Raw genomic sequence first — 14,033 nt, 5'->3', positions numbered from 1 at the left:
TTAGATCTTGCAATCATTACATCTGCTAACGTTACACTTCTATCTCCTAATTCAAATGCTGTAGTTTTCTTTCCTGCGTCTTTATGTAAATCATTTACAGTATTGAGGGCGTTTGACAATAAGTCACCAAAATTATTGGTTGTGTTGTTAACAATATTATCGTTATTTTGTGGCTTTGCTATGGCTTCAAGAGACATGCTCTGCATCTGGGCCAAAAGGGAATTATTTATGGTGGTCATGATTATTTCTCAGGTGTCAATATGTCGTCATAGGTCCTTCTGTTCCTGCAACTACAATGCCAACAATAAATTTAAACCCTTAAAAATCAACAACTAAGGTGTGAGTTAATCCTATGTTTAATTCTTATATTTTATAAACTATTTACTCTTGCTTCCTACAAAATTGTAAATTGGCACCCAAATCAATGCGAAATACCAACCGTATAAATAGCTTTCTAGCAGACCTAAAAAGAAACTTTTCCAACTTATCCATTCAAACCCTGGCAATAACTTTAGCCAAGTTGAGTACATTGCGTGTTGAGGAAAGAGCAAATCAAAAATAACGCACAGGGTAAAACTTATGGCTATAAATGAACTTGTCGCATGTCCAAATGCAGATAGTGAGATCTTATGATTCATTAGTTTTCTCCGTTGATTTTTCTGCATTAGTATTACGCTCTTTAATAAATCTTTCAGGTTCAAGGTCAAAAGTATCAAGACAATCTTTAGAGCAAAAACGATATAAGTGCCCATCTTGGAGTTTTCCATAACCTTGATCATCTCCAACTTTACGGCCACAAACAGGATCTACGAAAGAATCATTTATGTTCTTTTCCTCATGATGACCGTGGGCCATATGAGCACCACAGCCGTGACGCATCATGAAATAAAAAAGTCCAGCGAATAGTAAAAATGAAAATAAACCTTCCATAACAAGACTCCTAGTAAGGTGTGAAAATAAAAAAACGTGGCACCAAACTACTCGTACCACGTAATAGGATATTCATCATTGAATTAACAAGACTAAATCGTGTTTCTTAACGACACCTTCTAACACGCTAACTTTTGCAAAGTGATCATCAACAAGTTCTTCAACTCTTACCTGACCTGTTTTTTGCCGTTTGAAGAAATCAGCTCCTTCGTCATTATCGTCATTCATTACATAACTGTAAGATTCTAAAATTTGCCCCACCTGTGCACCATCATCTAGGCCAACACAAACATATATGTCCCCATCAGTTACAGAGATTACTTGGCCGCGCATTAGATACCTATGCGAAAAATCGCTATTTGCACAACCAGAAACAATCAAGCCAAAAACTACAACGACAACTAATTTAGAAATTTTGTTTAACATATTATTTTCCTTTTATTTATTTGGTCATTAGTATCGAATTATTATTTAATTCGATACTATTTAAATGAATAAAAACAAGATTACTTACAAACTACATTTTCTATTTGTTTAATTGCACCATATCGTGTTTTTTTACATTTCCTTCTATCACTTTTACTTTGGCATAGTGTTCATTAATTATTTTTTCAATTTTAACTTTGCCAATATTTCTTCTTTCGACAGTCTCATCTCCTTCCCCAATGTTACCTGTTTCAAAAAATCGATAGGCAGTTAATTCTTGTCCAACTTCTGCTCCATCATCTAAGCCAAGGCATACAACCATATTATCAGTTGACGATGAAACAACTTGACCTCTCATTAAGTAATTATGTGAGAAATTACTGTTTGCACAGCCCGTAAGTACAATTGCAAAAGCAACTAAAGCTATTTTTTTAGATATATTTTTTAACATGATATTTTCCTTTTTAAGTTTAAGATTAACGTTTTCTTTTAATTGAACCTGGAGGAGTTTTATGACAACTCCATGGCTCATGTTTGAAATTATCCTTTACATTTTGATCACAAAATTTGTAATAACTTTCCTTTGTATGAGTCCACCAATCATCGTGTATATCTACACCATGCTTTCTGATGACTTCCTCTATACCATCAAGGTCCAAATTGACAGCATCGTAAGCCAAATGAATTTCTTCCTCTTTTCTATTGAATGAAACTTCGTCTAGGCCGAACATTTGATCTATTTCTTCTATCAAAGCATCAATATTTTCACTAGTTACATTTGATAGTTTCAGGTTTCTAACGACCAAGTTATTTTCTCTAACTCCAACTCTATGAGCTAAATCCGTCATCACGGCCTCCTTTAGTGGTTGTGTTTATTTGTTGATTTCTTACCAGACATTTTGCTTGACCCCATTTTAGGCATCATATTGCTCATCATCTCAAGATGATGTTCTGCCATCTTTATTTGTTGCTCAATGGGCTTATCAGCCATTCTTCTGTGCATTATTTGCATCATTTTAATCATAGATTTTCGATGCTTATGCATTATCTCTTGCTGCTTTTCAGGATCACTTTCTTGCTTTACTGATAACATTTGCTGCTTCATCGCAAGCATGTTGTTATGCATTTTTTCCATATTTTCATGGGACATTGCCATATTGTTATGCATGCCTTTTTTCATCTCTGCACCAATAGCTGAAGCACCAATAGTGGTAGACAAAATGCTTATAACAGCGACTAAATTAACTAATTTTTTCATTTGATTTTCCTTGTGTTTTATTTGAAAAATTGGGTATCCAAGCGGGAGTTTTAGACATATAGTTCAAGTATTCATCACCAAATTCACTGATAACCTTGGCTTCTTCCTTATTGGCAAGTCGAATGTATACTACGAGTAATATTGGAAACATTACTACGGTCGGTATTGTTGGCCACTGAAGTAGAAAACCAAACATGATTAGAATAAAGGCGACATATTGGGGATGACGACAACGTGCATACCAACCTGACACAGCTAACGTGCCAGTCTTTTGAGCTTGATGAAGTACGTTCCATGCAGATGAAAGAATAAAAAATCCAGAAACAATTAGGATATTACTTGCAATATGCAGAGGATCCCAATGTGCATTGCCTTCAAAGCCAAAAATGGTATGCAACAAATGACCGTTATCGTGAGCTAAAAAATCTATTCCTGGATAGTTTTCAGTCAACCAGCCTGATAGAAAATATATAGTTAATGGAAATCCATACATTTCTGTAAATAGAGCAACGATGAATGCAGAAAAAGCACCTAAAGTTCGCCAATCAGTTTTTGTTTGTGGCTTTGCAAAACTAAATGCAAAAAAGATAAAAATTGCTGAATTCAAAAGCACTAATGTCCACATGCCATAATCAGATTCACCGTTCATTGTCACTCTCCGTCTTATTACTTTCTTCTCTACCTGTTTTTAATCCTTCCAAATACCCATCTCTGTAAGCTTCATTTTTATCTGTCAGCTCTTGAAATGTTTCTGGCTCTTTTGGTGCTGAAGCTTCTTCTTCATGACCTTTATGGTCACCATGTCCGTGACTGCCATGCATAAAGACATGCATTAAAGGACACAATAAAAGAATTAAGAATGGTAAATATTCAAAGAAGTGTTGCTGATGCTCAACTAATAAGAAGTAGCTAGCAGCCCCTATTAAACCAAGTGCTGCCCATCCTGTAGGTGTTGACCAAAAAGATTTTGGTTATTGCTCATGTTCGTCCTCCAAATATTCCTACTCAACGATCAAAGTGCCGCTATACATCTTCATTGGACAATGAAACGGATACTGACCCGGTGCCATAGAAGGTAATTCAATCGCTTTATTTTCATCAACAGGTAACTCTTCACTGACTTCAAAATCAGGAAAAATGACTGTTGCTGCACAAGGACTCCCGTCTTTTCGAAGAAAATTGAGAGTCGTTTCTTTACCTTTTGCTACTATTATTCTAGAGGGGTCATAAACACCGTTGTTTACGATAACGGTTACACTTTCCATAGTAGAATCAATTGCTTTTGCTGGTTTATATAACCAAAACCACCAGATAATTAACGCTATAAGTACCAACCCAAATAAATTAATGATCATCATGTCATTTCTTCCTTTTCTTTAATGTTCTTGCGGCTTAAACAATCTCAATCGATTTGCATTACTCACAACCGTTAGTGAGGAGAAAGCCATTGCAGCACCTGCAATTACTGGGTTTAATAACAATCCAAAAAATGGATAAAGTAGACCTGCTGCAAATGGAACTCCTGCAACGTTATATATAAATGCACCAAACAGGTTTTGTTTGATATTTCTAAGCGTTGCTTTACTGACAGCTATTGCATCAGCTAAGCCATGAAGTGATCCTCTCATCAAGGTGATGTCAGCACTTTCAATTGCCACATCGGTTCCAGTACCAATGGCGAATCCAACATTGGCCAATGCCAATGCTGGGGCATCATTAATACCATCTCCTGTCATACCAACGATTTCATTTTGGGCTTGTAATTCCGCCACTTTATTTGACTTATCTTCTGGAAGGACCTCAGCAAACACTTCTTTTATACCGACTTTTTTTGCTACTGCATTTGCAGTAGCTCTATTATCGCCAGTAAGCATAACTACTCTGATACCACTGTTTTGTAGCCTTTTGATTGCTTCAATAGAGTCTTCTTTGATTGGATCAGATACAGCTATAATTGCTGCAAGTTTATTATCTATAGCGAGGTACATTGGTGTCTTAGCTTCATCAGCTAATTTTTGTGCTTTTGAGACAAATTCTCCTAAAAACACGCCTTTTTTAAACATCAACTTTTGATTACCGAAGAGTAAATGATGATCTTCAAGTTTTGCCTCTATACCGTGTCCAGCTATAGCTTGAAAATCACTTATATCTTCAGGATCGATCTCTTGTGCTATCGCGGAATCAACAATAGCCTGTGCAAGTGGATGCTCAGATCTGCTTTCAATACTAGAGGCTATCGTTAAGATATATTTTTCTGTATAGGATTTATCAGCAACGAGAATGTCGGTTACCGTAGGAGAACCTTCTGTAATAGTCCCCGTTTTATCGAGAATCATCGCGGTAATTTTTGATGCTGTTTGTAACGCTTCTCCATTTCTAATCAAAACTCCAGCTTCGGCAGCCTTACCTACACCGACCATCACTGACATTGGTGTAGCCAAACCTAAAGCACAAGGGCAGGCAATAATTAGAACCGTGGTTGCAGAGACAACCGCAAAGGCTAACGCGGGATCAGGACCGAAGTTAAGCCATACCAAAGCGCTAATAATAGAGATGATCATAACAACGGGCACGAAATAGGCAGATATAACATCTGCTAAGCGCCCAATTGGTGGCTTAGAGTTTTGTGCTCTTTTCACCATATTAATAATTTGTGCTAACGCAGTATCTTTACCTACTCTTGTCGCTTTAAAAAGAATTGAACCCGTCTTATTTAGTGTTCCTGCAACGACCTCATCTTCTTCTTCTTTTGCGACAGGCATAGGTTCCCCTGTTAACATGGACTCATCTATCGACGTGTGCCCCTCAATGACTAGGCCATCTACAGGAATTTTTTCTCCTGGGCGTACTCGAACAATGTCATTTAATAAAACTTGCTCAATAGCAATATCTACTTCTTTCTTATCACGAACTACTCGTGCTGTTTTTGCTTGTAACCCAATTAAACGCTTAATTGCTTCGCTTGTTCTTCCTCGCGCTTTTACTTCTAATGCTAACCCTAAATCAATCAATCCGATGATCATTGCAGTAGCTTCAAAATAAACATGCCTTGCCATTTCTGGAACAGCCATAGGAAAGAAAACAACTACCATAGAATAAATCCATGCAGTACCTGTTCCCAGAGCAATTAACGTATCCATATTTGCACTATGATTTACAAAAGATTTCCAAGCACCAACATAAAAATGCTTACCTGAAAAATACATAATGGCTGCACATAAGATCCCTATAAATAACCAAATACCACGTTCCAACGTAGTTTCAACAGTCATTGGGCCACCTGCAATACTATAAATCATTAACGGTACGCCAAGGCCCAAGGCTATCCACATTTGTCTCATTAGACTTGTATAGTATTTTTGGTCTGCAATCTCCTTCTCATCTAATAGTTCATCATCACTTGTATCTTCTGCACTCCTTGCGTTGTAACCTATTGATTCTATGGCTTGCACAAGATCCTCTGAATCAACTTCTCCATCAACAACAACAGTCCTCAATGCAAAGTTCATCTGAGCATTATCTACGCCATTAACGTTTTTCAATGCTGTTTCTATTTTTCCTACACAGCTTGCACACCCAGCTCCATCAATAATCAACTCTTGAGCTTTGGTGTCTTTAATACTACTCTCTATGCTATTCATCATTACCTCCTTGAATTAAATGACAGAGCATATCTCCTGTAGGTGATTTATCAGGTTTACTCTTCCAGTCATCAATTGCATTTCTTAAGACATTCCTCAATGCTAATGCATCATTAAATTTTTTCTCTGTTTCAGCCAATCTATGCTCAACGATTTCCCGAACCAAAGGACAAGCTGTGCTGCCATTATCAGCAACTAACAGGATTTCTTTGATCTCTTCAACTGAGAAATCTAATTGTCTGGCACTAAGAATAAATTTCAGTCGCTGTTGAGCTTGTTGGTTGTAACTCTTATAACCATTTTCAGTATTCTTAATAGGCATGATAAGTCCAATCCTACTGTAGTAGCGGACTGTATCAGGCGTTGTATTCAATACTTTTGCAAGCTGAGATACTTTCATCCCATCATTCCTTATTCAAATATATAAACAGGGTATTTCTAAAACCTATGTTTAGCTTACGACTGTGTCTAAGACACAGGTCAAGTCATAATCTAAAAGGATTTAAAAAACTGCTAAGCCTAGGATGCAATAGCTAACAATGGGAGAATTAACTACCAAAATTAGGCTTAACAGCTTAAAAAGGTTGAATCGATATGCGTATTTAATGTCTATTCTTATTTGCACCTTCATTTAACGGTAAACATATTTAAAAACAATATGTTTACCGCAACTATTCAACAGCTATAGTTAAGTTTTTACTCCTTTAAAAACCCTATAATTGCCTTAATATCGTCCTTATTCATCGGATATTTAGGCATAGCTGAAGCCGCATTGTTAAATTTCGGATCTATTAGTTTTTTAAAAACAAACGACTCTCCTTTACTTGCGACGACTCCATCTAATGCTGGACCCAACTTACCACCTTCTCCCTTGATTTGATGACAGCCTTGACACCCAAATTGAGCAACCAGTTCCGCTCCCGATTTTTTAGGAGTATTTGGTTTTGAATCGTTTACAGCATTTCTAACGTCAGATGTCAAAGTACTAGCCAAAAACGTTTCTACGGCAAGCGTTTCTTTTCCCGTTAAATGTGCTCTTGCTCGCATATGTGGCATCACCACAGACCATTCCCTTTTAGATAGCTCTTCCGCAGGACGAGCATTGTGACAACGACCACAGTTTTCACTGTATACTTTCGCACCTTCGGCAACTAACGAAAGATCACTAGCATGCTGTGCGTTTACTGAAAATGTGCTGACGGTTAACGTAATCACAGGTAATAAAAATTTAAGTAAATTCATGAGTGTTCTCCTTAAAATCCAAAAGCTAGTTGTAAGAAAATTCGGTCATCAGGTACGGATGTATGACTCGCTTCTTCGTTTTCTATTGAAGTGCTTTCCGCGCCTAGCTTCAATACTGCACTAGGTTCTAACCAATAATTTACACCGTAGTATATTCGACTTCCGGTTTTACCTCCATCTTCTTCAAAATCATGTTCAACACTGCCATCGAAATCAGACTCAGTATCAGAGTAGCGTACAACAAACTCAACAGGATTTAGCCAAGCTTTACCTAGCTGTCTTGCTTGCCAAGTACCTTGAATGTACCAACCACTTTTATCGAAGTCTTTTACCCACTCTTCACCATGGCCTTCTTCTTCGCCCTCGTCTTCACCTTCTGTTTCCGCTGTAGAACCAAAAATTTCCCCTCTTACACTGGAGTAACTTCCAACCCAGTTAAAGTCTATGTTATATGCGCTATAATTTAGATCTCCATCGTCACTATACGCCCCACTATAATAAGACATCCCTATTTCCCATTCAGGTAAAAACGCGTAGGCTATTCTTCCCCCAAATGCCATAGAGTCATTGTTATCACCATTTTTTGATTCAATTTCGACACCGCCACCATGGTCACCAGCTTCCTGGCGAGGACCACTTACTGCGTAAAAATCGGTAAATATTCGTCCTGCATCACCGAGATCCCAAGTATTTGAAACGTTAACACCTGTATCATTCATAATATAGGTAACGCCAGCTAAAGAACCATTACCTCCATGTCCTCCATATATGCCTGGGTTACTAGCGGCTTTATTTATCCAACTAGGATGTATGTTTGCACCAAATTGGCCAAAAGGTAGTAAAAACTTACCCGCAGTAATAATGGTATTGTCGTTAAAGAAGTAATGCATGTTTGCATATTCTAATACAGTCTCTGTTTCCCCTTCTGATGTCGTAGCAAACTCAAGCTCCGCTTCAATATGGATCTTTTCAGATAATTGAAACAAGAAAATAGGCACAAATCGTGCTACTACATTATTTTGAATATCATTGCCTGCTTCATCTTTCATATTTGGCTGGTCTATATAAGTTACGTCACCGTAACCAGCCAATGCTAAACGACCAATATCTAAAGCAGAACTTTCTTGTGCGGTAGCAGTTGTCATCAAAGACATTGAAATGGCTGCTGCAACAGCCGATTGGAGAAGTACCTTTTTCATGGTATCACCTTAATATTTTGTTTAGGCGTGAGTTATTCATCACACTGATTTAATTTAAAAATAAGAATTAGTTATAGAGCAAAAAGAACACACTTTACTTTTACGCAAACCCATCATAGTTTTCATGGTGCTCTAAACTTTTTTGAATTAATGGAAGTCAGTTACCTAAAAATAGGCACACTGATCCCTATTAAGCGAATATTGGTGGGCGATACGGATTAGATTGAGTTTGCGATATAAAGTTTTGAATTAAGCTTTTAGCAGCCTTCGAAATTAAAGGTAGAAAACCTAATATATTAATATCTTGAACTAATAAATACTTTACCTGTCCTGTATAATCTTGCATACAATCACAATCTATACAATGGCAGTTATCCATTGTTTTTGAATCATGATTAGCATGCTTACTTTCAGGTTTTACTTGGTGCCCATCATCATGATGATCATGGATATTAACTGTATTGTTTAGAGATGTAAGTGCATTAGAAGTTATGGCCATTTCAGAACACAAATGAATAGCTGTAGCAAATACTTGTCCATTTACAGACAAATATATCAAAATATAAAATAGCCAATTCAAACGTTGTCCCATGGACAGTTCTATCCTCGCTAGTATGTTACTTCACTATAAACTTATAGCATATTTGCTCTGATAATATTGATTGAAATCAAGCATTCGAACAATCCCTTAAAATAATTATGGTTACTATCTTTCATCATCCAATTAACCATGTGGTGCAGGTACAGACCAGAGAATTACAAATACGAGAGAAGCAGCTATGAACGCGCTCCCAATGATTTTTAGCCATACTCTCCCTGTTTTATTCTGGTATTTAAGCAATAGCATTATTGTAATTAGCGTCTGGACTAAGTAATAAAGAGCAAATCCTTTAGAAGCGAAGTTAATTATTTCAAAAACATTCGAAGTCCAGACCAAAATAATTGCTAAAATGACCACTAACATGTATCCCATATTAGTTGAAATTTTAGACTTGAGAAGCTCTCTAACTAGACCTCCACCACCGATTGTATCGGCTAGTGCAGCACTTAGTTGGCTTGCTGTTGCAGCAATTAAAAGCAGAATAGGTAAGACCCAAACAGCTTTGCCTAATGTATGGCTAATCGTAGTTTCATTTAATTCAACAATAGGAAATTCTAAAAATATTGGACAGGTTAAACCTATAAAAATGACATATAGTACGATTGCGATCCCTTGTGAATATTTGACTGCCTTTATACGTTGAGTTGCTGAATATTCTGCCCCCATAAAACGAGTTGTTTCGAACCCTTGTGTAACCATCAGCATTCCAGCCAGCATACTAATTATTTCGAATTTACTTAAACTCTGAGTAGCTGAATGTTCAAACCAAGCCTTACCTGTCGATATGTCATAAGTAAACAAAGCAACCAATACACCAACTATAATAGAAAGTTTGATGGTCACAGCATAAAGCTCTATAGCTTCTAAACCCTTCGCACCTCTAATCCAAGCTACAGCCATTATCGAAAGTAATACCGCAGTTGTGGCAACTCTTACAATATACAAATTTTCAATACCAAGGCGGTCAAAAACAAATGCAGAAAACAGACTGATATAAAAAGCGACAGATATTGCATATGCCCCTCCAAGAAACCATTGACCAACCTGTTCAAGCTTTACAATAGATCCACTAGGGTTTTCAACTAAATATGGCTCAGCATGAAGTATATTGAAGCGAATAATAGCTCCCAAAGCTAATGAAAACAGTGATAAAACTACAATTCCAGCTAATGCCCACTTTCCCATAGTGGCATGCAGTAGTGGTGCAACAATTAAAAATCCACTGCCAATGATTGAGGCTAAGGGAGTTACGGTCGCCCTCCATTGTTGCGAAAAGCGAAATCGTTTATTAAACAAAACTATAACTACAACTAATGAAAAGAAAATTGCAATACCGTTATGCAACATACTTCATACTCCTAAGATTAATGATGTTTATACCAGCCAGCTTTTTTAATGTCATTCCAAGAGGTATTTTGGTGACAAGCAAAACATTCTTCTACAGGTGCTTTGTGCTCCCCTGCAACCTTTGCAGATATCTTTTTAAAATGTTTCATATAGTGGCTAGGTGGTGCCTCATGGCATTGATTACAGTCGTTTGACTTGTTTGATGGGTGAACAAATGAAGATAGAGACCACTGTTCAGTGCTATGACATTGAACACAATCATCTGAAAACAACCCAAAATGCCTATCATCGTTAGCATGACAAGTAGCACAATTAAGCAACGCTTCTTTTGTACTAACATGCGGATTAATAAGTAGCGGATCCACTTTCCGATTATCCGATAACATTTCTTTGAAAAGCTTTTGCACAGCCGTGCCTTGATCAAACGGGGTATTATCTTCCGGTAACATGCGTAAACCTATATCAGAGAGTGCCTCATGATCCATTTTAGATATACGTGCTGCTTTTCCTTGATGCTCCATATGACATGAATTACATTCAGCTATATCGACATGAAACAAAGTAGGCTGACGCTGGATTATTTGAGTATCATTGGCATGGCAAACAACGCAATTTTCACGCGTAACCCCCGTTATTGGCGTATGGCAACTTTGACAATCATCTTCTAAAAAGGAATGAGCTTTACTTAAATCTCCAGGGATAACGGTCATTTCCCAATTTACATCGGGTAACTCACTCGAATGGTAATAGTGACTTATCAACGCAGCTATAATCACTGCTATAATTCCACCAAAAATATATTTGATCATAACCACCTCAAGCCAAAATAAATTTCAGCAGTTATATGAAAAATTATTAGCACATATAAGATCATGGAAATAGATATATGAAACTTTAACCACCGTTTGAACCAAAGCTTCGCTGTATCATGAATACGAATGCTGTATTCAATATCTGATATTGCATCGACCAATCGCAAAATTCTTCTCTCATTGCTAGTTCGACTTAAGCCAAGACTAGATGAAAAGAGTGATGGAGAGTGTGAGTTTAAATCACTTGGCATAGCGTTAATATGTTTCGAACAAAATCGTTCATGCAATTCAATTTTTTCATCTTTTAATTGATTTTTTAATTCTTCTTTTAGTTTTTTCTTATCTTTTAATTTTGATGATATTAAGCTAAGTATGTATCGCCCAATGAAGCCACTAATCGCAACTAGCATCATTAAGAGCACCAATAAAATACCAATTAAACTATCAAAACGGTGAGCGCTATGTAGTAATCCTATGATTGGTCCTATCACCCCAGCATAGATATGCCAAACCAATAATGTTGACATAGGAACCTTCTTGGTCACCCAGGTTTTTATTGATTTATTTCTCTTGATCACTAAGTAAATTAAAGGAAAAAACATCAAAAAGGCGGCTATTATTCCGAGCATGCTCCCACTAAAACTGCCAGGAAAACGTGGTGAACTGTGCCAAACAAATCCACCCCATAGCACGATCATCAGCAACACTAAACTGGCAACAATTGTTCGTTCTTGATTTGCCATCACTTTATACCTCCACTTTTACAGGGGTTTTGGGTATTGATTGACAAGCTAATACATAACCATTTTCTTTATCATCTTCCTCTAGGCCATCATCCACATCCATTTCTACTTGCCCTTCGAGCAACTTGACTTTACATAAGCCACAGCTTCCTGCTCTACAAGAGCTATCAATATCAACATCTAAATTTTCTGCAACATCAAGAATGCTTTCTCCTTCTGCTGCTTTTGCATGTTTATTTGACTGAGTAAAGGACACTTCAAAACCATTATTAATAGCTTCAGCTTTGATACTGGTATTTTTATCTATATTCCCCATGATAGGACTTTGTGGTTTATTTTCTTTCTTCACAGGGCTACTACCACCAAAACCTTCAATTTTCACTCTTTGAGGCATCATACCTAACTCAATAAGCATATTTTTCATAGCATCCATCATCGGTGGAGGCCCACAGATGTGAGCAGTTTTTTCCGATAGCTCTGGAACAAAGTCGTTTACCAATTGAGAAGTAAATCTACCTTGAGGTCCCATCCAAGCAGTTCCTTCAACTCGTGTCATGCTCACTAAGACATGTAAGTTTTTATGACGAGATTGTAAATACCTTAATTCTCGTTCGAAAATAAAGTCATTTGATGTTCTTGCACAAAAAAGAAAATAGATATTTCCTTTCCAACATGTAGAGGTTAAATATCTGACGGCACTCATCATGGGGGTAATCCCAACGCCACCAGATACTAAGACAATGTTCTCTTCATTATTTCCGTTGAAGTAGAACTTACCATTAGGTGCTTTTATTTCAAGCGCATCTCCTATGCAAACGTTGTCGTGCATGAAGCGAGAGACTAAGCCTTGCTCCTCTCTCTTTATTGTTACTTCAAAATAATCTCTCTGAGTGGGTGACGAGGCAATGGTATAAGAGCGTTTTATTACTTTAGGCTGATCAGGGATATTGAGAGAAAAAGTAACAAACTGGCCTGGCTCATAATTAAATGGTAGAGGTTCCCCAGCTAAAGATGCCAATCTAATAGTTTTTACATCATGTGTTTCATTAAATATTCCTATGACATGCACAGTACCAGTGAAAACGCCCTTTTTCTTTGAAGTAAAATCAGTAGATTCATTACTAGTAACCAATGCTCCATTCAACTCACTAGACTTATCAAACGTGGGGCTAGTGTTTAAATTTTCAGAAACTTCTTTCTTATTTTCATTTTCTATCACTTGCGGCTCATTGACAGGAGCTATCTTTAATTCTTCTAACAGCGCAGATGCTCGTCTCATTTTATAGGCGTATACCCAAATAAAAACAAACGCAAATAAAAACAAAATAGTCATAACACCCAAGTGAAATATGCTTATTCCAAATATATTTGATTGCTCGCTTTTAGGCGCTGTTGGTAATAGATTCATTTGACTTTTAAACCATTGAAGAGCGACTCGTCTTGGTTCCTGCCCTTCTGCTATCGCCCTTTTGGTAGCTAAACCACTATTGTATTGACTTAAACCTTGCTCTATTTTTTCTATAGAAGATTGCATTTCAGAATAGTTTTGCTGACCATCGGCATTAGCTAACGACATAAAGCCGTCTACCATTATTTGATTACCTTTTTGCATTCTATTTATGGCTTTTTGAAGTACTTCATCGGTCAAGTGAGGAGGAAGTTTCGATAGACGCATTAATGTAGGGTAGAGATCTTTAGGCTTAGGTGCTCCCATTTGCTCCATCATTCCGTTCATCTTTTTACCCATTCCTGGGCCTTTAGACATAACAGAGGTTTGTGTTTGGCCAACACTATCAACAGATAAGTTACTCACACCGTCATTATTAGCTACGAC

Annotated in this window: 19 protein-coding genes; all 19 read right to left on the bottom strand. The window is 37.2% G+C overall.

The features are described 5' to 3' along the window. Positions 1–239: flagellar hook-basal body complex protein FliE (locus P20311_RS03590; RefSeq protein WP_036984784.1), on the bottom strand; the 239-nt coding region annotated here is incomplete at its 3' end. Between the two features lie 138 nt (positions 240–377). Further along, positions 378–638 carry a DUF5676 family membrane protein gene (locus P20311_RS19250; protein WP_024602415.1) on the bottom strand — a complete coding sequence of 87 codons (261 nt, stop codon included), beginning with the start codon at positions 636–638 and terminating at the stop codon, positions 378–380. Beyond that, on the bottom strand, positions 628–930 hold the full coding sequence (locus P20311_RS03580) for a YHS domain-containing protein (protein WP_008109751.1): 303 nt from the start codon (positions 928–930) through the stop codon (positions 628–630). Before P20311_RS03580 ends, P20311_RS19250 begins: the two co-directional genes overlap by 11 nt. A gap of 75 nt (positions 931–1,005) precedes the next feature. Further along, a complete protein-coding gene (locus P20311_RS03575; RefSeq protein ID WP_008133179.1) occupies positions 1,006–1,356 on the bottom strand; it encodes a hypothetical protein in 351 nt (116 codons plus the stop codon). A gap of 100 nt (positions 1,357–1,456) precedes the next feature. Next, positions 1,457–1,807 carry a hypothetical protein gene (locus P20311_RS03570; protein ID WP_008109746.1) on the bottom strand — a complete coding sequence of 117 codons (351 nt, stop codon included), beginning with the start codon at positions 1,805–1,807 and terminating at the stop codon, positions 1,457–1,459. A 25-nt stretch (positions 1,808–1,832) separates the two neighbouring features. Then, complete coding sequence (locus tag P20311_RS03565; RefSeq protein ID WP_033025946.1) at positions 1,833–2,204, bottom strand: hypothetical protein; 372 nt, start codon at positions 2,202–2,204, stop codon at positions 1,833–1,835. Between the two features lie 11 nt (positions 2,205–2,215). Next, positions 2,216–2,614 (bottom strand): hypothetical protein, encoded by a 399-nt coding sequence (locus P20311_RS03560; RefSeq protein ID WP_008109744.1) that lies wholly within the window; start codon positions 2,612–2,614, stop codon positions 2,216–2,218. Next, the gene (locus tag P20311_RS03555; RefSeq protein ID WP_008109742.1) at positions 2,598–3,263 is read right to left on the bottom strand and encodes an isoprenylcysteine carboxylmethyltransferase family protein; all 666 of its coding nucleotides are present in this window, start codon (positions 3,261–3,263) and stop codon (positions 2,598–2,600) included. The genes P20311_RS03560 and P20311_RS03555 overlap by 17 nt, the downstream gene beginning before the upstream one ends. Then, positions 3,253–3,537: a DUF2933 domain-containing protein gene (locus tag P20311_RS03550; protein WP_076916070.1), complete on the bottom strand. Its 285-nt coding sequence runs from the start codon at positions 3,535–3,537 to the stop codon at positions 3,253–3,255. The genes P20311_RS03555 and P20311_RS03550 overlap by 11 nt, the downstream gene beginning before the upstream one ends. A 78-nt stretch (positions 3,538–3,615) precedes the next feature. Next, on the bottom strand, positions 3,616–3,972 hold the full coding sequence (locus P20311_RS03545; RefSeq protein ID WP_008109738.1) for a cupredoxin domain-containing protein: 357 nt from the start codon (positions 3,970–3,972) through the stop codon (positions 3,616–3,618). Positions 3,973–3,990: 18 nt separating this feature from the next. Beyond that, complete coding sequence (locus P20311_RS03540; protein WP_008109735.1) at positions 3,991–6,255, bottom strand: heavy metal translocating P-type ATPase; 2,265 nt, start codon at positions 6,253–6,255, stop codon at positions 3,991–3,993. Next, positions 6,248–6,655, bottom strand: coding sequence for a MerR family DNA-binding protein (locus tag P20311_RS03535; RefSeq protein WP_036984776.1), 408 nt, complete (start codon positions 6,653–6,655; stop codon positions 6,248–6,250). Before P20311_RS03535 ends, P20311_RS03540 begins: the two co-directional genes overlap by 8 nt. A 296-nt stretch (positions 6,656–6,951) precedes the next feature. Next, positions 6,952–7,497: a c-type cytochrome gene (locus P20311_RS03530; protein ID WP_008109731.1), complete on the bottom strand. Its 546-nt coding sequence runs from the start codon at positions 7,495–7,497 to the stop codon at positions 6,952–6,954. An 11-nt stretch (positions 7,498–7,508) separates the two neighbouring features. Next, positions 7,509–8,696, bottom strand: coding sequence for a hypothetical protein (locus tag P20311_RS03525; protein ID WP_008109729.1), 1,188 nt, complete (start codon positions 8,694–8,696; stop codon positions 7,509–7,511). Positions 8,697–8,886: 190 nt separating this feature from the next. After that, positions 8,887–9,288, bottom strand: a complete 402-nt coding sequence (locus P20311_RS03520; protein WP_008109727.1) for a hypothetical protein — start codon at positions 9,286–9,288, stop codon at positions 8,887–8,889. A gap of 132 nt (positions 9,289–9,420) precedes the next feature. Further along, the gene (locus P20311_RS03515; protein ID WP_008109725.1) at positions 9,421–10,644 is read right to left on the bottom strand and encodes a hypothetical protein; all 1,224 of its coding nucleotides are present in this window, start codon (positions 10,642–10,644) and stop codon (positions 9,421–9,423) included. A gap of 17 nt (positions 10,645–10,661) precedes the next feature. After that, positions 10,662–11,420, bottom strand: coding sequence for a hypothetical protein (locus P20311_RS03510; RefSeq protein ID WP_238529427.1), 759 nt, complete (start codon positions 11,418–11,420; stop codon positions 10,662–10,664). A gap of 29 nt (positions 11,421–11,449) precedes the next feature. Then, positions 11,450–12,199: a hypothetical protein gene (locus P20311_RS03505; RefSeq protein ID WP_008109722.1), complete on the bottom strand. Its 750-nt coding sequence runs from the start codon at positions 12,197–12,199 to the stop codon at positions 11,450–11,452. Between the two features lie 4 nt (positions 12,200–12,203). Next, positions 12,204–14,033, bottom strand: a 1,830-nt coding sequence (locus tag P20311_RS03500; RefSeq protein WP_238529426.1) for a 2Fe-2S iron-sulfur cluster-binding protein, incomplete at its 5' end; no start/stop codon positions are given.

Source organism: Pseudoalteromonas sp. BSi20311 (genome assembly GCF_000239875.1).
Taxonomy (GTDB): Bacteria; Pseudomonadota; Gammaproteobacteria; order Enterobacterales; family Alteromonadaceae; genus Pseudoalteromonas.
Note: the sequence above shows the minus strand (reverse complement) of the source record. Positions and strands in the feature narration are given on the sequence as shown.